The 20,848-nt window shown below is 72.9% G+C and carries 10 protein-coding genes; all 10 read right to left on the reverse strand.

Annotated features, from left to right (window positions below; genetic code table 11):
• Positions 1–3 precede the first annotated feature (3 nt).
• A complete protein-coding gene (locus tag AC0699_RS18920) occupies positions 4–4,113 on the reverse strand; it encodes a non-ribosomal peptide synthetase (RefSeq protein WP_478661410.1) in 4,110 nt (1,369 codons plus the stop codon).
• Complete coding sequence (locus tag AC0699_RS18925; protein ID WP_478661413.1) at positions 4,110–8,792, reverse strand: amino acid adenylation domain-containing protein; 4,683 nt, start codon at positions 8,790–8,792, stop codon at positions 4,110–4,112. The genes AC0699_RS18920 and AC0699_RS18925 overlap by 4 nt, the downstream gene beginning before the upstream one ends.
• A 6-nt stretch (positions 8,793–8,798) precedes the next feature.
• A complete protein-coding gene (locus AC0699_RS18930) occupies positions 8,799–9,977 on the reverse strand; it encodes a MupA/Atu3671 family FMN-dependent luciferase-like monooxygenase (protein ID WP_478661416.1) in 1,179 nt (392 codons plus the stop codon).
• Complete coding sequence (locus AC0699_RS18935) at positions 9,968–13,501, reverse strand: amino acid adenylation domain-containing protein (RefSeq protein WP_478661418.1); 3,534 nt, start codon at positions 13,499–13,501, stop codon at positions 9,968–9,970. The genes AC0699_RS18930 and AC0699_RS18935 overlap by 10 nt, the downstream gene beginning before the upstream one ends.
• A gap of 23 nt (positions 13,502–13,524) precedes the next feature.
• On the reverse strand, positions 13,525–14,853 hold the full coding sequence (locus AC0699_RS18940) for an MFS transporter (protein ID WP_478661420.1): 1,329 nt from the start codon (positions 14,851–14,853) through the stop codon (positions 13,525–13,527).
• A gap of 157 nt (positions 14,854–15,010) precedes the next feature.
• Positions 15,011–15,892: an ATP-grasp domain-containing protein gene (locus AC0699_RS18945; RefSeq protein ID WP_478661422.1), complete on the reverse strand. Its 882-nt coding sequence runs from the start codon at positions 15,890–15,892 to the stop codon at positions 15,011–15,013.
• 190 nt (positions 15,893–16,082) lie between these two features.
• A complete protein-coding gene (sbnA, locus tag AC0699_RS18950) occupies positions 16,083–17,066 on the reverse strand; it encodes a 2,3-diaminopropionate biosynthesis protein SbnA (RefSeq protein WP_478661425.1) in 984 nt (327 codons plus the stop codon).
• A 242-nt stretch (positions 17,067–17,308) separates the two neighbouring features.
• Positions 17,309–18,343 (reverse strand): 2,3-diaminopropionate biosynthesis protein SbnB, encoded by a 1,035-nt coding sequence (gene sbnB, locus AC0699_RS18955; RefSeq protein ID WP_478661453.1) that lies wholly within the window; start codon positions 18,341–18,343, stop codon positions 17,309–17,311.
• Between the two features lie 155 nt (positions 18,344–18,498).
• Positions 18,499–19,503, reverse strand: a complete 1,005-nt coding sequence (locus AC0699_RS18960) for a TauD/TfdA family dioxygenase (RefSeq protein WP_478661428.1) — start codon at positions 19,501–19,503, stop codon at positions 18,499–18,501.
• Positions 19,504–19,528: 25 nt separating this feature from the next.
• Positions 19,529–20,848: thioesterase II family protein (locus tag AC0699_RS18965; RefSeq protein ID WP_478661431.1), on the reverse strand; the 1,320-nt coding region annotated here is incomplete at its 5' end.

The following is a 20,848-nucleotide window of genomic DNA, read 5'->3' on the forward strand; positions in this document are numbered from 1 at the left end:
CGCTCATTTCCCCCGTAGTGCGGTTTCGAGGACCGCGGCGATCCGCGCCGCCGGTCCGGCAGTCAGTACGTCCTTGTGCGCACAGGCAAGTTCATGGACGTCGACGGCCGCCGAGCAGCGGCGCCAGGCCGCTGTCTTCTCCGCCGTCGGGATGCCGTCGGCGTCCCCGGTGGCCGAGAACAGCGTCAGGGCACCGTCGTACCGGTCGAGGCCGGGCGACGGCACCCACCGGTGGGCCAGCCGGATGTGCGTGGCGCACCGGTCGGCCAGCGTGCCCAGGTCGTCGTCGCCGAGTTCCGCGAGGACCCCGCCCGCGTCGCGCACCAGCCCGAACACCTCGGCCCGGTCGAGCCGGCCCGGTGGGACCGGAGTGCCGGGTGCCTGGCTCTGCAGCAGGATCTCCATCACCTCCCGCTCGACCCGGTCGCTCGCGGCCGGTGGCGGGGTGTACGGCGAGTCGGGGTAGCGCGGCAGCGCGTCGAGGACGCACAGCAGCCCGATCTCCTCACCGTCCCGCCGCAGCCGCACGGCGACCTCGTAGGCGAGCGGCCCCCCGAACGACCTGCCGATCAGCAGATAGGGGCCATGGGGGCGGACGCTGCGGATCTGCTCCAGGCAGGCCTCGGCGACGGCTCCCATGCTGTCGGCCCGCGGGAACGCCGCCGTCTGCACGGCGTACACCGGTCGGCCGGGCGGGAGATGGGGCAGCAGCGCGGCGTACGACCATCCGATGCCCGAGCCGGGCGGCAGACAGAACAGGGGTGTGCTGCCGTTCATGCGCTCGTCGCTCATGGCGGTGCGTGTGACGGTGCTTCTGGCGTTGCTTGTGGCGGCGTCGCCCCTACGGTGGTCGCCCGTGCCGGGCGGAGGGCGCAGGGTGAGCAGCGGGTCGAGCATGGCGCGGGGGGTGGTGGCCGCGCCGCCCGCGCCGACGGGCCGTTCCGTCGCCTCGTCGGGCCGGGCGAGCCGTGCCGCCAGCGCGGCCGGAGTCGGAGCGGCGAAGAGCGTGGCGACCGGGACGGACACGCCCAGCGTCGCCTCGATCCGGGCGCACAGCCGGAGCGCGAGGAGGGAGTGCCCGCCGGAGGCGAAGAAGTCCGTGTCGGGCGAGGCGGCCCCGCCGTCTTCGAACAGGACCTCGGCGAACAGTGCGCACAGCTCCTTCTCCCGCGCCGTGCGGGGCGGCCGCACCGGTGACGGCGCGGCGGCGGGCACCGGATCCGGCAGGGCCGCGCGGTCGGTCTTGCCGTGCGGAGTGAGGGGGACGGCGTCGATGGTGCTCCAGAGGGACGGCACCAGATGGGCGGGGAGCCTGCGCGCCAGCTCGTCGCGTACCGCGTCGAGCCGGCCGCCCTCGGCGAGGACGACATGCGCCGCGAGGACCTTGCCCCCGGCCGGTCCCGGCCGGGCGGTCACCACCGCGCGCGCGACGCCCGCGGACGTCTCCAGTGCCGCCTCCACCTCCGCCGGCTCGATCCGGAACCCGCGTACCTTCACCTGGCCGTCGGTGCGGCCGAGGAAGTGGAGGACTCCGTCGGGGGTACGGCGTACCAGATCGCCGGTGCGGTACATCCGGGAGCCGGGCGGGCCGTACGGATCGGCGACGAACCGCGAGGCGGTGGCGGCCGGGCGGCCCAGGTAGCCGCGGGCCAGACCGGTCCCGGCGAGATACAACTCCCCGGCGGTGCCGTCGGGCACGGGCCGCAGCAGGCTGTCCAACACGTACGCGCGCACACCATCCAGGGGACGGCCGATCGCCACGGCGTCGTCGTCCGTCCCGGCCGTGGCGAACACGGTGGTCTCCGTGGGGCCGTAGCCGTTGACGACGCGTGTGCCGGGGCAGTGCTCCCGGACCCGCCGCACCGCCTCGGGCGACACGACATCGCCCCCTGCCCACACCTCGCGCAGTCCGCCGAGCACCCCGGGCGCCAGGTCGGCGACCGTACGCAGCAGCTCTGCGGTGAGCCAGAGCGCGCTGACGTCCTCGACGACCAGCAGCCGCCCGAGGACCTCCGGCGAGAGGGGTCCGGGCGGGGCGACGACGACGGTGCCGCCGTTCAGCAGCGGCACCCACACCTCGTACGTGGCGGCGTCGAAGGTGTGCGCGCTGTGGAAGAGCACACGCCGGTGGGCCCCACCGCGCAGCCGGGTGTCCTCCGTGAGCGCGACGACCGCGCGGTGCGGGACGACGACGGCCTTTGGCTCCCCGGTCGAGCCCGAGGTGAACATGGTGTACGCGGCCGAGTCCGGGGAAGCGGCCGCCGTCTTCGGTCCGGCCGCCCCGCCCTCGCCCGGCGCGAGCCCGCGTACGCCGCCGTCCTCGCCGATGACCGCCCGCGCTCCGGAAGCGGCGAGCAGCCGCGCGGTCCGGTCGGCGGGCTGCGCGGGGTCCAGCGGCAGATAGCAGGCCCCGGACTTGAGTACGGCCAGCTGCGCGACGATCAGCTCCGCCGAGCGGGGCAGCAGCACCCCGACGACGTCCTCGGCGCCGGTCCCCGCCGCCGTCAGCCGCTCCGCCAGCTGCTGTGCGGCGGTGTCCAGTCGGGCGTAGGTGAGGTCCCGTCCACCGTCCCGTACCGCAACCGCGTCCGGGGCACGGCCCACCTGGTCGGCGAACCGCGCGGTCACGGTGCCGGGCCCCGACGGCCCGGACGGAGCCGACGGCCCCGACGGCGCGGTCGCGCCCGCGGACGCGGCGAGCAGCTCCGCGCGCTCCCGCTCCGGCAGGACGTCCACGCGGCCGACCGGTCTGCGGGGATCCCCGGTCAGCTCCTCCAGAGCGCGCACGAGACGCCCCGCGATCCGGTGCGCGTCGATGCCGCGGCAGCTCAGCCGCAGCAGGGTGCGCGGGCCGCCCGCGGCGACCGCGACGGTCACCGGGTAGTGGGTGGCGTCGCGGACCTCCGTCAGTCGGAGGCCGCTGGAGTGTTCCGCGTCGCCGCGCGGGAAGTTCTCGAAGGCGAGGACCGTGTCGAAGAGTTCACCCGCCCCGGCCCGCCGCTGGATCTCCGCCAGCCGCACATGGTGGTGGGACACGAGACGCAGCTGCTCGTCCTGGATCCGGGCCATCAGGGCGCCGACCGGTTCGTCGGTGCGCAGCCGTATCCGTACCGGAAGGGTGTTGATGAAGAGGCCGACCATCGACTCGACACCGGGCAGATCGTGCGGGCGGCCCGACACGACCGCGCCGAAGACCAGATCGTCCGAACCGGTCATCCGGGCCAGGACGAGGGCCCAGGCGGTCTGGGTGAGGGTGTTGAGGGTGACGCCCGCGTCGGCGGCCGCCCGGCCGAGCGCGGCGGTGAGCTCTTCCGTGAGCCGGACGTCGAGTTCGTGGACGCCGGGCGCGCGGGCGCCGCGTTTCTGCGCGTCGGGCTCGTGGGCGCTGCGTTCGTGGGCGCCGCGTTCGTGGACGCCGGGCTCGTGCGCGTCGCGTTCGTGGACGCCGGGCTCGTGGGCGTCGATTTCCCGGGCGTGGACGTTCGCCGCCGCGCCGAGCAGGGCAGGGCGCTCCAGGCCCGCGAGCGCCTCCGCCCAGGCCTCCTCCGCGGCTCCCGGTTCGCGCCGCCGCAGCCACTCCAGATAGCGCCGGTACGGGATGGCCGGCGCGGTGGGCCGCCCGCCCGTGCACAGCGCCGCCAGATCCCGTGCGAGCACCGGCATCGACCAGCCGTCCAGCAGGATGTGATGCAGGGTCAGCACGAGTTCGGCGCCCTCGTCGTGCCGTACCCACAGGCACCGTACGAGCGGTGGCCGGGCCGGATCGAAGCGGACGGCCCGGTCCTCGTCCATCAGCCGCCGCAGCCCGGCCGTGACCTCCTCCGGGGGGAGACCGGTGAGGTCCGCCTCCGACCAGGGCACCGTCACCCGCGCCGGAATCACCTGCACGGGCTGGTCGAGCCGGTGGTGCCGGAAACAGGCGCGCAGATTCGGATGCCGCTCCAGCAGCGCCGTCACGCCCTCCCGCGCCGCGTCCGCGGTCATCGCGCGTGCCGCGCGGAACCGGGCCTGGACCAGATACGGGTCCGGGCCCTCCGGGTCGCGCAGCGCATGGAAGAGCAGTCCCTCCTGCGAGGGGGCGAGCGGCAGTACGTCGGCGATCTTCCCGCTCACAGCCCCTCCTCCAGGAGCTGGAGCTGATCCTGGGTCAGCTCGACGAGGGGGAAGTCCGAGGCGCTGTACCCGGCCGCCCCGGACGCGGTCCGGCCGGTTCCGGATCCGTCGGCGGACCTGGCGGACCTGGCGGACCCGGCGGACCCACCGGACCCGTCGGACTCGGCGCCGAGCGCGGCCAGCTCCTCCAGAGCCTCCCGCCACAGCCCGGCGAACCGCCGTATCCCCTGCCCGCCGAAGACCTCCTCCGCGTACGACCAGCCGGATGTCAGCCTCAGCCCGTCCCGGTGCTCCTCGGCCACCGCGTCGATCTCCAGCGCGTGGCCGAGCGGCAGCGCCTCCGCCGCCGCGCCGAACAGCTCGCCGCCCGCCGCGTCCGCCCCGGCCAGCCGCCCCAGGTAGTTGAAGCGCACATCGGGCACGGGCAGAGCGGCGAGCCGCGGAGCCGTGTCCGGGTTGAGGTACCGCAGCAGTCCCCAGCCGAGGCCCCCGTCCGGCACGTCACGCAGTCGTTCCTCGACCCCGCGCAGCACCGCCGCCGGTTCGCCGCCGCCGTCGAGCCGTACCGGGTACTGGGTCGTGAACCAGCCCACCGTCCGGGACACATCCACGTCCTCCGCGCCGGCCGGAGTCTCCCGGCCGTGCCCCTCCAGCTGGACCAGGAGCCCACCCGCCGCGCCGTCGCCACCGTCGCGCCACCGCGAGGCGGCCAGGACCAGCCCGGCGAGCAGGACGGCGTCGGGCCGGCAGCGGTACGCGGCCGGTACGGCGACGACGACCGCCTCCGTGAGGTCCGGGGGCAGCTCGATGGTCAGCGTGGCACGCGGGGAACCCGCGCCCCGGCTGCCGGCGAGCCGGGCGTCCGGGCCGCCCAACGTCCGCTCCCACCAGGCGGGTTCGCCCGAAGCGCGGCCGGCGTCCGCGGCCCGTTCGGCCAGCAGTCCGGCCCAGCGGCGGAAGGAGGTCCCCGGGGCGTGGCTGCCCGGCCGCGCCCCTTCGAGGAGCCGGGCCAGCTCGGGGCCGAGCACCCGCCACGACACCCCGTCGACGGCGAGATGGTGGACGGTCAGCAGCAGCCGTCCCGGCAGCTCGGTGCCGCGATCGAACCAGACGGCCCCCACCATCCCGGCCCCGGGCTCGATTCTGATGCCCTCGGCGGTCTTGCGCGCGACGGGGCGGAGCGCGTCGTCGGTGAGCGCCCGCGCGTCGACCCGCTCGACCTCCACGGCCGTGGCCTCACCCGGCGGCGCGACCTCCGGCTCCCCGTCGTCCCGTACCCGTATCCGCAGCGCCCCGTGCCGCTCCACGAGCGCCGTCACCGCGTCGCCGACGGTCCCGGCGCCCGTTCCGGCCGGCACCGGGAACAGCATCGACTGCGTGAACGCCGTGCGCTCACCGCCCTGCTCCCGCCACCAGCGCATGACCGGCGTCGGCGGGAACGGACCCGTACCGCCGTCCTCGGCGACCGGTCCGTCCGTCTCCCGCGCGGCGGCCGCCAGATTCGCCGGAGTGCGCGCCTCGAACACGTCCCGGGGCGCCACCACAAGACCGGCGTCCCGCGCCCGGCCCGCGAGCTGGATCGCCATGATGCTGTCCCCGCCGAGCCGGAAGAAGTCGTCCCCGGCCCCGGCCTCGACCCCGAGCACGTCCCGGAACAGCCCGCACATCAGCTCTTCACGGCCCGATCGCGCCTTCCGCGGCGGCTCACCGCCGCGGCCGGGGGCGGGGAGCGCGCCCCGGTCGGTCTTCCCGTTCGCCCCGACCGGCAGTGCGTCCAGCACCACGACGTCCGCCGGCACCATGTGCGCGGGCAGCCGCCGTCCCACGTACCCGAGCAGCGCGTCCTCGTCCGGATGACCGGCATCCGCGCCGCCCGGCACCACGTACGCCACGAGCCGCCTGCGCCCCGGCACGTCCTCGCGGAGCACCGTCACCGCCGCCGAGACGGCCGGATGCCCGGTGAGGACCGAGGTGATCTCGGCGGGTTCGATACGGAAGCCGTGGAGCTTGATCTGCTCGTCGGCACGGCCGAGACAGTCCAGCGCGCCGTCCGGGCGGCGGCGGGCCAGATCCCCGGTGCGGTACATCCGCGAGCCCGGCGGTCCGAACGGGTCGGGCACGAAACGCTCCGCGGTCAGGCCCGCGCGGCCCAGATAGCCGCGTGCCAGGCCGAGACCCGCCAGATAGAGCTCGCCGCGCACGCCCACCGGAAGGGGACGCAGCCACTCGTCCAGGACGTAGGCGCGGGTACCGCTGACCGGGGTGCCGATGGCCGGTTCCGTACCGTCCGCGGCGAGCGGGCCGCTCGCCGTGGCACCCACCGTGGACTCGGTGGGGCCGTACGCGTTGTGGAAGCTCCGCCCTTGTGCCGCCCACACCGTGACCAGCTCCGGCGGGCAGGCCTCCGCACCGACGCACACCCCGCGCAGCGCCGGGTACGCCCCCGGCGGGACGCTCGCGAGCACGGACGGCGTCAGCATCGTGAACGTGATGCGCTCCCGGTCGAGAACGTCCGCGAGGGCCTGCCCGGCGAGCGGTCCCGCGGACGGTACGACCAGCGCGCCGCCCGAGCCGAAGGCGAGGCACATCTCGGCCACGGAAATGTCGAACGCGGGGGAGCCGAGCTGCACGATCCGGTCGTCCTGGCCCAGCTCGAAACGGTCCACCAGGCTGTGGGCGAACGCCGCGATACCGGAGTGGGTGACCACGACGCCCTTGGGGCGCCCGGTGGAGCCGGAGGTGTGAATGACGTACGCGGCGCGCGCCGGCTCGACCGGTCCCGGCGCGCCGGGCAGCGGCTCGTCCCCGTACGCGTGCGCGTCCAGCACCAGCCGCGGAATGTCGCCGACGGGCGGCAGTTCCACGTCCGCCCCGGTGACCAGCAGAGCCGGCGCCGCGTCCTGGAGGGTGCGGCGGACATGGTCGGCCGGGTAGGCGGGATCGACCGGCAGATACGCGGCGCCCGCGCGCTGCACGGCCAGCGCGGCCACCACCATCTCCGGGCTGCGCCCCAGGGCCAGCGCCACGATGCGCTCCGGCCCGGCCCCGTGCCCGGCCAGCCGGGCCGCGAGGCGTTCGACGCGGTCGTGCAACGCGCCGTAGGTGAGGCTGAGTCCGGGCCCTTCGAGCGCGACGGCATCCGGAATGCGGGCCGCCTGCCGGGCGACCAGCCCGGGCAGTGTCTCCGCCGACGGACAGCCTCCCGCGCCGACGGACAGCCGTTCGTTCTCCGGCAGCAGGTCGTGGCCACGCAGCAGGGCGTCCGGCGCCGCCATGAGCCGCCGCAGCAGTACGGCGTAGCTGTCCGCCCAGTGCCGCACGGCGTCCGGGTCGTAGCGGTCGGTCCGTACCTCGAAGCTTCCGGTCATGCCGTCGTCGCTGTCCCGGACGATGCCCACGAAGTCGTGCTCACCGCCCGTGTGGATGCGCTCCGGCTCCGCGAACTCCCGCAGGCTCCGCAGGTTCTCCACGCTCCGCTGCTGCGCCAGGTACATGAACACCCACTGGAACAGCGGAGAATGCCCGCTGCTGCGCTCCGGCGCGACCGCCGACACGATCCGCCCGACCGGCACATCGGCGTTCGCCATCAGCTCGGGGAAGACCGCGCCGAACCGGCCGAGCACATCCGCGAAGGAGTCGTCCGGGCCGATCCGCCAGCGCGTGGGCACGGCGTTCATGACGTATCCGATGACCCGGTCGAGGCCCTTAGCGGCACGGTTCGCCGTCGGTGTCCCCAGCACGAGGTCGTCGGCACCGGTCAGCCGGTGCGCGAGCACCGCGAACGCGGCCATCAGCACCACGTACACGGTCGCCCCGCGCTCACGGGCGAGGGCCCGCACCGCGTCGGCGGTCGCCGCGTCGATCCGGAAGGGGATCTGTGCGATACCGCCCTCCTCCCGCCGGCTGCCCACCGGCGCGCCCGGCACCACCAGCGGCCCCGGGGGATCCGCCAGATGGCGGCGCCAGAAGCCGAGCCGCGCCTCGAACACGCCGGCCGCCTCCAGCTCGTGCTGCCAGGAGGCGAAATCGGCGTACTGGACACGGGGCCGGGCGAGCCGCGGCGCGGTGCCGTCCCGCACCGACCGGTAGGCCTCCGCGAACTCCGCCTGGAGCACGTCGAAGGACCACCAGTCGGTGATGATGTGGTGCAGGCTCAGCATCAGTGTGGACCGGTTGCCGCCGACCCGGACGAACCCGCCCCTGATCAGGCGGTCCTGCGCCAGGTCGAACGGCCGGCGCCGGAACTCCTCGAAGACCTCCGCGAGCCCGGCCGGGTCCGCGAGCTCGAAGCGCTCCAGCACGAACGGCGGCGCCGGCGGGAAGCCGACGCTCAGATCACCGGCCGTACCGCTGATCCGGCTCCTGAGCACATCGTGCTGCTCCTGGAGCAGCGTGAGCGCGGCCTCCAGGTGGGCCGGATCGACCGGCCCGTCGAAGTGGTACGCCGAGCATAGATTGAGCGCCGGAGTGCCCGGATACAGCGAGTCGTACACCCACAGGTCCTCCTGCGCAGGGCCCAGCCGCACCGGCCCCTCGTCGTCGCGCGGCGGTACGACGGCGGGTACGGACCCCGCCCGCCCGGCCTCGACCAGCCGGCGCATGAGCCGTATCCGCTGCTCACCGCTGAGTGCGCTGAACCGCTCGACCGGCGACGGCTGCCGCCCTTCCCCCGTACTCATCAGCTCTCAGAAGTCCTTTCGGAGTGCGGCCAGCCGGTGCAGCCCGGCGAGCACGGCGTCCCGGCCGAGGCCGAAGTCGACGAAGCAGGCGACCTCGTCGCAGCCCAGCTCCCGCAGACCGGCGAGCATCTTGCGGCAGGTCTCCGGCGAGCCCAGCAGGCTGCCCCAGGTCAGATAGCGCTCGAAGGCGAAGTCGGCGAGCATGCCGGTCTGTGCCTCGGTGAGTTCCGCGGTGCGGCGGTCGGCGGTGCGGTTGGCCGTCGTCTGGCGCACATACGACTTCAGGTACGCCTTCAGCGGCGCCGCGGCCAGCCGCCGTACCTCTTCGTCGTCGGCGCCGACGTAGGTGTGCGCCATGAGCGTGACCCGTCCGTGCGGTCCCGTCCCGCCCTGCTCGGGTGCGGCGGCGCAGGCGTCCCGGTACCGGCGGATCTTCTCGGCGAGCTCGTCGCTGCTCTGTCCGACGGTCGCCCCGAGCACGCCGGTGCGCAGCCGGCCCGCGGTCTCCCACGTCTCCGGGTTGCCGGACGTGGTCATCCACAGCGGCAGGGTCTCCTGCACCGGCCGGGGCTGTGGGCGCACCGCGATCGACTCGCCCGTGCCGTCGGGGAACTCGGCCGCCTCGCCCGCCCAGAGGCGGCGCAGCAGGGGAATGTCGCGCACGGTCCGCTCACGGCGGTCGGCGTAGGCGCCGGGGGCCAGGACGAAGTCCGCGGAGTGCCAGCCGGTGGCGACGGAGAGCCCGACGCGGCCGTGCGACAGATTGTCGACGACCGCCCAGTCCTCGACCACGCGCAGCGGGTGGTGCAGTGGCAGGACGACGCTCCCGGCCCGTATCCCGATCCGCTCGGTCGCGACGGCGAGTGCCGCGCTGAGCACGGGCGGACTGGGGAACATCTGGCCCACCTGCTGGAAGTGCCGCTCGGGTGTCCAGATCGCGTGGAACCCGAGCCGGTCGGCGACCCGGGCGATCTCCAGCAGCTCCTCGTACTTCTCCACATGCCGGACCCCGGCGCCGCCCGCCCCGCCCGATCCACCGGCTCCACCGGCTCCACCGGCTCCACCGGCTCCACCGGCTCCACCGGCTCCACCGGCTCCACCGGCTCCACCGGCTCCACCGGCTCCACCGGCGTCAGCAGTCCCGTCAGCCCCGTCAGCCCCGAAGAACATCACACTCAGCTCCATGCCGGAGCCTCCTCTCCCCGCGCCCGCGGAACACGGGGACGGCGCATGATCGGCCCCGTGCTCTCGGGGGGCGCCTGCTCGATCGCCGCCGCCAGCCCGGCCACGGTGGGCGCCGCGAACACCGTCGCCACCGTCACGCCCCGCCCCGTGCGCTCCGTGAGCCGCGACGCGACCCGCACGGCGCGCAGCGAGTTCCCGCCGAGCATGAAGAAGTCGTCCTGCGCGCCGACGCGTTCCACGCCGAGGACATCGGCCCAGACGCCCGCGACGAGCTGCTGCATGCCCGCGGCGGGTTCGGCGGGCTCGGTGGGTTCGGCGGGCTCGGTGGGTTCTGCCGGTCCGGACCGGCCGGTTCCGGGAGCGGCGCTACGGGCCGTGTCGTCGGCGCCGGCCGGCCCGGTGGCCGGCGGTGTCGCGCGCCGTGGCGGCTCGCTGAGGCCGAGCTCGGACAGCCGCAGCTCCGGGTTGTCCGCCGCCGCTCGCAGCGCCTGGACGAGCGCGTCCGCGAGCCACTGCGTGAACGGGGTGTCCACCGCGCGCGTCCGGTACTCCAGGGTCACGGCGATGCCCTCCGGCGTGCCGCCCGGGCCGTAGTCGTCGGTCACGTCGACCAGCAGGTCGAAGCGGGCCGCGCCGGTACGGACGACCTCGACCCGGGCGTCCGCACCCGGCAGCGTGACCTCCGCGCGGGCGTTGTTCTGCAGGGCCAGGACGACGTCCGTGAACGGATGCCGGCCCGGTCGGCGTCTTGGATTGAGATCGTTCACGACCTGCTCGAACGGCACGTCCTGATGGGCGTACGCCGCGAGGTCCACGTCCCGCACGCGCTGCACCAGCTCCCGTACCGTCGGGTCGCCCGAGGCGTCCGTCCGCAGGACGACCATGTTGACGAAGAAGCCGACGACGTCGTCGACGGTCCCGTCCGTGCCGCGCCCGGCGACCGGCGCGGCCACCGACGTCTCCTCGCCCGCGCCCGCCCGGGCGAGGACGGCGGCAAGAGCCGCGTGGAGCACCATGAACAGCGTCGCCCCGTGCTCGCGGCCCAGCTCGACCAGCCGGGCGTGGCGGGCGGCGTCGAGACGCCGTACGACCGTCTCCGCGTGATCGGGACCGCGACCGGGATCGTGGGCGTGGCCCGCCGCAGCATCGGGCGCGGGCAGCCGCGGCCCGTCCGGCGCATGCGCCAATACGCCGCGCCAGTAGGCGAGCTGCCGCTCCGCGAGGCCACCCGCCAGCCGCTCGTGCTGACGGCGCGCGAAGTCCGCGTACCGCACGGTGAGAGGGGCGGCCGCCACACCCGCGTACGCCCGCGACAGATCGCGGAACAGCGGCGGCAGCGACCACCCGTCCGTCGCGATGTGATGCATGACCAGCAGCAGCGCATGCTCGTCGGGGCGTCCCCGTACACCGAACAGGACACCGTGCACCGGCAGTTCGGAGGCCAGATCGAACCGGTGGCGCGCCGCCTGCGCGATGCGCGCCTCCAGTTCGCCGGCGTCCACGGTCACCCGGCGCAGCAGCGGTTCCGCCTCCGCCGCGTCCCGCACGCGGGCCACCGGCTCCCCGTCCACCTCCTCGAACACGGTCCGCAGCGCCTCGTGCCGCGCCACGACCTCGCGGAGCGCGGTGCCCAGCGCCTCCGCGTCGACCGTCCCGCGCAGCCGCACCAGCATCGGCATGTTGTACGCGACCCCGGCGTCGATCCGGTCCATGAACCAGAGCCGCCGCTGCGCGTACGACACGGACGGCGCGTCCGTGCCGCCCGGTGCGCTCCCGCCGAGCGGTTCCGCGGCGGCCGCGACCGCCGCGCCCTCGATGTGCGGTGCGAGCCGCCCGGGCGTCGGTGACTCGAACAGCGTCCGTACGCCGACCTCGGCGCCCAGCGCCGTCCGGATCCGCCCCAGCAGCCGCGCCACGAGCAGTGAGTGCCCGCCCAGCGCGAAGAAGTCGTCGTCGGGGCCGACCGACGGCACCCCGAGCACCTCGGAGAACAGCCCGCACAGGGCCTTCTCCGTCTCGCTCGACGCCACCGAGGCCCCGCCGTCCACGGCCGTACCGACCACGGGCCCGGGCTCCGGCAGCGCGCGCCGGTCCAGCTTGCCGTTCGCCAGCAGCGGCAGCGCGTCGAGCAGCACGAAGGCGCCCGGCACCATGAAGTCGGGCAGCAGGCCCTTGGCGTGCTCCCGCAGGCCGGCCGCTTCCGGCCGCGCCCCGTCCCCGCGCGGCACCGCGTACGCCACCAGCCGCTTCTCGCCGCCGTCCTCGCGTGCGACGACAGCAACCCGTGCCACGCCCGGATGGCGCGCCAGCACCGCCTCGACCTCGCCCGGCTCGACCCGGAAGCCGCGGATCTTCACCTGTGCGTCCGCCCGCCCCACGAACTCCAGCACCCCGTCGGCGCGGCGCCGCACCAGATCCCCGGTGCGGTACATCCGCCCGCCCGGCGCGGCACCGTACGGATCGGCCACGAACCGTTCGCCCGTCAGCCCGGGCCGCCCCGCGTACCCGTGCGCGAGCCCGGCCCCGGCGGCGTACAGCTCGCCGGTCACCCCGTCCGGCACCGGCCGCAGCCGCTCGTCGAGGACGTGGATCCGCTTGCCCGCGAGCGGCCGCCCGATCGGCACCGCCGCCGCCCGGGCGTCCTCGGCGGTGATCCGGTGGACGGTGAGGAAGACCATGCCTTCCACGGGCCCGTATCCGTTGCTGAGCCGGAGCTCCGGCCACAGGTCCATCGCCCGGGCCACATGCGCGGGCGACAGCGCCTCGCCCCCGACGATCACCTCGCGCACCCCGGCCAGCGCCTTCGGGTACTCGTCGACGATCACATTGAAGAGGCTGCCGGACAGATACAGGGAGGTGATGCCGTGCTCGGCGACGAGCCGGGCCATGACGACCGGGTCGGGCCGCTGCCCCGGGTGCAGCACACACGTACCGCCGTTCAGCAGCGGCCCCCACAGCTCCAGCGCGAAGGCGTCCCAGGAGACCGGCGCGCACTGCAGCCAGACCGAGCCGGGCCCGAAGGCGGCGAAATCCTGGCCGGTCAGGGTTTCGGCGACGGCCCGGTGCGGGGCGACGATGCCCTTGGGCCGCCCGGTGGACCCGGAGGTGAACATGACGCAGGCGACATCGTCGGAGCCACCTCCGTCGCCACCACGGACCCCGGCGCCCTCATCGGGGATCCCGGCGCCCTCGCCGGAGATTCCGTCCGGCCCCACGATCACGTCGACCCCGGCGTCCGCCGCCATGGCACGCAGCCGCTCCTCGGGGAACTCCGGGTCGAGCATCACGTACCCGGCCCCGGCCTTCAGCACCCCGAGCAGCGCCACGACCATCTCGGTGCCCCGCTCCAGCCGCACGCCGACCAGCGACCCGGGGCCCACCCCGTGCCCGGCGAGCCGTGCCGCCATCCGGCCGGCCCGCGCGTCGAGTTCGCCGTAGCCGGTCCGTTCCTCACCGAAAACCAGAGCCGTACGTTCCGGCCCCCGCGCCGCCTGCTCCTCGAAGAGCTCGTGCACGCGCTCCATCCCCACCTCCACACCTTCGCTGTTCAGCGGGCGTCCCCCGACGCCGGGCCCTGAGCCTTGGGATCCAGGTCCGGGAGCAGTACGTCGATGTCCCGGATCGTGCGCCGGGCCAGGCCCCACAGCGCCACGGCGATACCGCACACACCGGCCAGGAACAGCATTCCGGCCATCCCGCTGCCCGGTTCGTCCCCCACCAGCGGCCCGAGCACCGTGAACACCCCTGTCCCGGCGGCCGCTTGCGGTTCGAAGACCGCGTCGGCCAGCGGCCCGGACACGGCCGTGGCCACGGGCACCGAGATCTGCGACAGGAACATCACCGCGCCGAAGACCCGCCCGTGCCACTCCTGCTCGACCTTGGTCTGCACGATCGCCTGCATGGAGCCGTTGACCAGCGGCATGATCAGGGCTCCGACGAGAATGGCCGCGCACCAGCCGATCACGGTGTCCGACACCGCCATCGCCACCTGCGCCGACAGGCACATGCCGATGATCCCGAACATCATTCCGCGGCCCCGGTTCCTGGGCCCGCCCCACGCCGCCATCAGCAGCCCGCCCGCGACCCCGCCGATTCCGATGGCGGTGTTCACGGCGGCCAGCGCGGCCGGGTCGTTGCCGGTCCGTGCCAGCACCATCGGCTGGACGGCGGCGAAGCCGAACACCATCACGAGGTTCACGGCACAGAAGTTGAGGATCAGATCGCGCAGGCTGGGATAGCGGAACAGATGGCGCAGTCCGGCGACCGCCTCGCGGCGCAGTTTCGGCCGCGCCTTCCCCGGCGCCGCGGGTTCCGGCCGCTCCGCGGTCAGCCGCACCAGACGGATGGCGACCAGCGCGAAGGCGAAGCTCAGCAGATCGGCCCAGAGGATGAAGCCGAGCCCGGAGAAGGCGACCAGCACTCCGCCGAGCGCCGGTCCGCCGACCTCGGCGGTGCTCTTGGCGCTGGCCAGCATGCCGTTGGCGCGCTGCAGCTGGTCCCTTCTGACGAGTTGGGGCACAGCCGCGGCCATGGCGGGGAACTGGAAGGCCGCGGACACCCCGAGGAGGGCGACGGCCGGATAGATCTCCCAGGTCCGCAGGCCGTCGAGGAAGTGCAGCGCGGTCAGCGCGCCGACGACGGCGAGGCCGCTCAGATCGGCCAGTTGGAGCGCGGCCCGTCTGCTGCAGCGGTCGATGATCGCCCCGGCGAAGGGACTGAAGAGCACCTGCGGCAGGAGCGCGCACAAGGAGAGGACGGTGACCGCCGTCGCCCGTTCGTTCGTCGACCAGGCCTCGATGATGAAGGTGAAGCGGAGTACGGAGTTGCCGACCAGGGATACGACCTGGCCGCTCCATATGAGGGTGAACGGCCCCATTCCCGCGAATCTGCGAGGAGGGCGAGCTTGTGGCTCGGTGGTGCCGTCCTCCACAGGTAAGGACTTGCGCATGAAGACCCCGACGTCCCTTCGGTGTTGGTCACCGTGCTCTCCGATGCGGGCGCGTTCGAACCTTTGCACACATCAGGAGATCCGATCAAGGGTCTTCATCGTCCCCAACACCCCTGCCCACGTGGGCCGATACCACCTCAGCCCATTGCTGACCGCACCGAGTCACGAACGTCTGCACGAATCCTTCACGGGTCTCCGTGTCGACCAGATCCAGCGACAGATACGGATTCAGATCCTCCAGCTCGACCAGCAGCAGCCGCCCGTCCTCGTCCCGGCACGCGTCCACCCGCTGGATCCCGTACTGCAGACCGTTCCACTCGACGAAGGCCCGCGCGAAGTCCAGGTCCGCCGCGCTCGCCTCGTACCGCTCCAGCTCCCAGCGGCGCTCGGGCCGGGGCGCGTAGAGCGCGTACTGGAAGGCGCGGTCGATGAAGTAGAACGACACCTCGTAGCGGAACCGCACCCGCGGCTGTACGAGGATCTCGCCGAACTCCACCCCGGCCAGCTCGTCCCGGCTCACGAAGACGAGTCCCTCCGAATCCGCCCCGAGCACGGGCTTGACGACGTACTCGTCGGTGTCCGGCAGCCGTCCGCGATCCGCCTCCCGGTCGACGGTCGGGATCACCGGGTACCCGGCCGCGGACAGGGCCGGCAGATAACCCTTGCCGGCCATGTCTCCCTTGCCGGTCAGCGGGTTGTAGACCCGCACGCCCTCCGCGAGCGCCCGCTCCCGGAACGCGTCGTACGCGTCCTGGTAGTGCATGACGGGCCCGCTGTTGCGGACGACGACCAGGTCGAACGCGCCCATGAGCGTCTCGGCGTCCCGTGGATGGCACAGGGCGAGCGGGACGTGCTCGCGCAGCCGCGAGGCCAGCTGGATGTCCTCGTCGCAGTACCGCCGCCCGCGCGCCTGATAGGCCAGGTCGGTCACGTACAGGACCCGACCCCTGCTCTTCGCCACGTCCATGCCTGCTCCCACCGATCGAACACCTGATCTCACCCGATCATCTCTCAGGGTCCGAGCGGGGTGTGCCGTACCGACCTCCTGACGTGTGCGCCACGACCGACGTCACGTGCGAGCCCGCTCCGTGATCAACGGGGCCCTGAACGTCCACCGACCCGGCCGCCGGTCCCGGTGGCCGAGTCGGCGGCGTGGGTCAGGTTCCCCGGGGACCGGTCAGCTCGTCGGCGTCGAGTACGTCCTCGCCGTAGAGATCCTTCAGCCAGTTGGTCTGGTAGATGGTGTCGAGGTAGCGCTCGCCGAGGTCCGGAGCGATGGCCACCGCGGTGAGTTCACGCTCGTCGTGCTGGTCCAGCCAGCGCATCGCGCCGCTGACCACCGTGCCGGTGGATCCGCCGAACACGAAACCGCGTCTGGCCAGACGATGGCAGGCACGGATGGTGTCCGCCTCCTCGACGCGTACCACCTCGTCCACGTAGGACTCGTCGAGCAGCGGCGGACGGATGCTCATGCCGAGGCCGGGAATCATCCGGCGGCCCGGCGCGCCGCCGAAGCTCACCGAGCCGACGCTGTCCATGGCGACGATCCGCACCGGCCGGTGCCACTCGCGGAAGAACCGCGCGCAGCCCATCAGGGTGCCGGTGGTGCCGGCCCCGACGAACAGCACGTCCAGACCCGGGAACTGGCGGGCTATCTCCGGCGCGGTCTTGCGGTAGTGGGCCCTCCAGTTGCTCGGATTGGTGTACTGACTGAGCCACACGTACCGGTCGTCGGAGGCGCACAGCGCGCGGATGTAGTCGAGTCGTGCGCCGAGGAAACTGCCGTTGGCCTCGTGCCCGGCTATGACGTGCACCTGGCTGCCCAACGCCTCCATCATCAACCTGGTCGACAGGTTGCAGCGGGAGTCCGTCACACACAGGAACCGGTAACCCTTGCTCGCCGCGATCATGCTCAGCGCCACGCCCAGGTTTCCGGACGAGGACTCGACCAGGATCGAGTTCGGAGTCAGGACTCCGTCCCGCTCGGCGCTCTCCACCATCTCGATCGCGGCCTTCAGCTTGATCGAGCCGGCAAAGTTGAAGCCCTCGCACTTCAGGAAGAGCGAATGCCCGAAGATCGACCGGAGGTCGATGTAGAGCTGCTCTTCATTGAAGGCGTAGGGAACGGAAATTACTGGCACGATGGCCTCCTCATCTGCTGCAGGGCCTCTTCGGAACTCCATCTGGTCGCTGGCGGATTTCCCGCTCTTTCGCGCGGGACCTCGGGTCCAACCGGGCCGGACGGCGAGCCCTGCGTCAGTGGCCGCGGTTTCGTGCGCGCTTACCTGCGGCAACTTGACCGGTGATCTCTCCTGGGATCAGTCCTGTGTGAACCTCCTTGTCCGTCGGTCGGAAATGCTCGGCCGGCCGTGCTCGCGGCCGCTCATCCGTACCGGCGCAGTTCGTGGAAGAAGTCCTCGATGACGTGCAGTTCTCCGGCCCGGGCAACTTCGTCGTAGACGTACTTGCCTACCGCGAGGTCGAGCACTCCGAGGCCGAAGGGCGAGAAGACCAGTGGCCGGTCCGCCGGAGGTGTCACCCGCCCGGCGATCACGTCGTCCAGCGTGCCGTGCAGGAAGTTCCGGTTTCCCGTGAGCTGCTCGGCCAGATGGGGCGAGGTGTCGGCCTTCAGACAGTGCTCGATGTCGTCGACGATGTTGGCCGAGGCGAGCACGATCTCCGGTGCGAGGTCGCGCAGCGACACGTGCAGCACCAGCGGATTGTGCGCGAACCACGACAGATCGCTGACATGCGGTTTGCCGGCGACGGTGGCGAAGACCACCAGGTCGCTGAAGCGGATCAGCTCCTCGGCGCTGTCGTGCACGCTGATCCGGCCGGCTGTGCCCGACTGCTCCAGATAGCAGCGGAAGCCGGCCGCGCTGTCGGCGGACACGTCGTGGACGCCGATCTCGTCGAACGACCAGCCGGTGCCGGCCAGGAAGGTGTGGATGTAGCGGGCGATCAGGCCCGCCCCGAAGAACCCGACGCGCGTCGGGCGACGCCGGCTGCGGCTGAGCCAGTCCGCCGCCAGTGCCGCCGAAGCAGCCGTCCTGGTGGCGCTGATGATGGAGCTCTCCAGGCAGGCGAACGGGTAGCCGGTGTCGTGGTCGTTGAGGATCAGCACGGCCGAGGCCCTGGGGATACCGGACGCCACGTTCTGCGGGAAGCTGGAGATCCATTTGAGGCCGTCCACCCGCACCTGCCCGCCGATCGAGGCCGGCAGCGCGATGATCCGGGAGGACGCACGGTCGGGGAAACGCAGGAAATACGACGGAGGGTTGACCGATGCACCGGCGCCGTGCAGCCGGTACGTCGACTCGACCAGTTCCACGATCTGTTTCTCGCGCCCTTGCAGCACCTGCTGGACCTGGGCACCGGAGATCACCGCGAACGGTGGCACGGTGAGCGGATCGGACATTGCTGACTCCAGTGAGGATTCCAGTGGTGTGGATTCCAGTGCGGTGGATTCCAACGCCGCGGATTCCAGTGCCGCGGATTCCAGTGCCGCGGATTCCAGTGCGGATTCCAACGCGGACTGTGCTGCGGACTCGATTGCCGTGAAACGCATGGTGGTCACCCCACAGTCACCTGGACGGTCGGCGAACAGTCGGCCAGGCGCACCGCGTCGGCCATCGCGACGAGGACCTCGCGCGGTCCCTCGTAGGGCTCCCTGCTGTGCGCGGTGCTCACGTTGTCGACCAGCAGCAGGTCGCCGGCCTGCCACGGCTCGCGTGCGGTGTGGGCGTCGTAGACCTCGTTGAGCAGCTGTACGACGCTCTCGCCGATCGGGTCGCCGCCTCCGAAGCGGGTGTTGAACGGCAGCCCGTCGGCGCCGTAGACGTCCACCAGGTACTCGCGGACCTCGGGAGCCATCGTCCACTCGTTGAGGAACGCGACCTGGTTGAACCAGCAGCGCCGCCCGGAGACCGGGTGCCGCACCACGGCGCTGCGGCGCTGGCGGGTCCGCAGTCCCCCGTCGGGCTGCCACTCGAACTCGATGCCATTGGCGCGGCAGTAGCTCTCGACGGCGCCACGGTCCTCGGTGCCGAACGCCTCGGCGTAGGACGCCCCGATCTCGTCGTTGTAGCTGCGGGTGAGCAGCCAGCCCTCCCGCTCGAACCGCTCGACCAGCTCGGACGGCAGCGCCTCCAGCACGGTCGGCGCATCGGCCACCGCGGTCGCCCCGCCCTCGGTGGGCGCGCTGAGGCAGGCGAACATCATCAGACCGGGGAACTCGAGCGTGTAGCTCAGCTCGTGGTGCATGCACATCGGCTGGTTCTGGGGCCACTTCGACGAGGAGTACACCCCGTCGGAGTAGGTCTCGCGGGGCGCGAACGCCTCCTTCTCGGCCATCAGACCGGTGGCCAGCCGCTGAAATACGGCACCGGTCTCGGCCGCGTCGCGCAGCCCGAGGCCGCGGACCAGGACCGAACCGTGCTCGGCGACGACGGCGCGCAGCGCGTCCCGCTGCTCTGCCGCCCAGCTCGTCGCCTCGCCGGTGGCCTCGACCCGCAGCATCGCGGGTTTGCCTGGTTGCGAGTCCACATCGAGCAGTGAAGCCGGGGATGAGGACGACATCTCGTTGTTCCTTTCGGTTCGCGGCTCAGGAGGAAGCCGGCAATTCGGCGGTACGCAGCACGGCTTGTGCTGCCTCGTTCGGACGGGTACGCAAGAAGTAGTGGCCGCCGTCGGCGAGTTCGTACAGGTCGACGTGGTCGGCCAGCAGCTGCCAGTCGTGCTGCCGGCGTGGAAACTCCGCCGTGTACGGGTCGTCGGCGGCGACGACCACGGTGACCGGCGCGGACAGTTTCACCGCCGGCGGATCGTCCAGGGCGTCGGCGAAATAGCGGTGTGCGGACACGCAGTCGTGCCGGTACGCGGCGCCGACATGCTCGGCGTGCCGCGCGTCCAGCTCACCGAGCTCGGTGTAGCCGCGGTCCGTGCTCAGCCCCGCCGCGATCTCGGCGTCGCTCCGTCCGGTCAGCTCGGTGATGGCGGCCCGCCGGTCGGTGGCGTCACCGAGCAGCTGCGCGCCGAGGAACACCCGCTGGACGTGCACCCCGCGCTCCTGCAGTCTCCTGGCCGTCTCCACGGCGAACGCGGTGCCCGAGGAGTGGCCCCACAGCAGGACCTCGGTCGGGCCACGGCCCGTGATCTCGGCGACGACCTGCTCGACCACCTGCTCGACCACCTGCGCCATCGGCGCGAACGGCTCGCACTCGGCGGCCCCGGCGGCCATGTCGTGACCGGGCAGCTCGACGGCGTACACGGCAGGCCCGTCGGGCGCGAGCGCCCTGGCCATCGGCCGGAAGTTCACCGCGTTGCCGCCGGCGTACGGGAAGCAGATCAGGGCAGCGGCCCGGTCGCCGTCCGGCTCCGACAGCGGTTCGAGCAGCCCGGTCGAAGCTGCCTGGTGGGAGCGCTCCGGGCCGCTGCCGTCGAGGAGGGCGGCGAGGTCGGCGAGGTGGGGGTGGCGGGTGACGTCCTTGAGGGAGACCTGGCGGTCGAGGGCGATGGCGAGTTTCACCGCGGACAGGGACGTGCCGCCGCGGTCGAAGAAGTGGTCGCTGCGTCCGATCCGCTCCTCGGGGATACCGAGGACGGTTGCCCAGGCTGCGGCCAGGCGCTTTTCGGCCGGGGTGACGGGCGCATCGTCTGCGGGGGTGTCGGCGGCGGCGTCGAGTTCGGCAAGGTCCGCGAGCACCGTCAGTGCCTTTTTGTCGGTCTTGCTGTTGGGGGTCAGTGGCAGGGCCTGCTGCCAGTGGAAGGCGGAGGGCACCATGTAGGCGGGCAGCGAGGCGCCCAGCTGTTTGAGCAGAGCACCGGTATCGAGGGGCTTTGGGGCGGTGTAGAAGGCCACCAGGTGCTTGCTCTGCCCATCGGCCCGCTCGGCCACCACCACCGCGCCGTCGCGGACACCGGG

This window comes from Streptomyces sp. NPDC043870 (assembly GCF_056435785.1).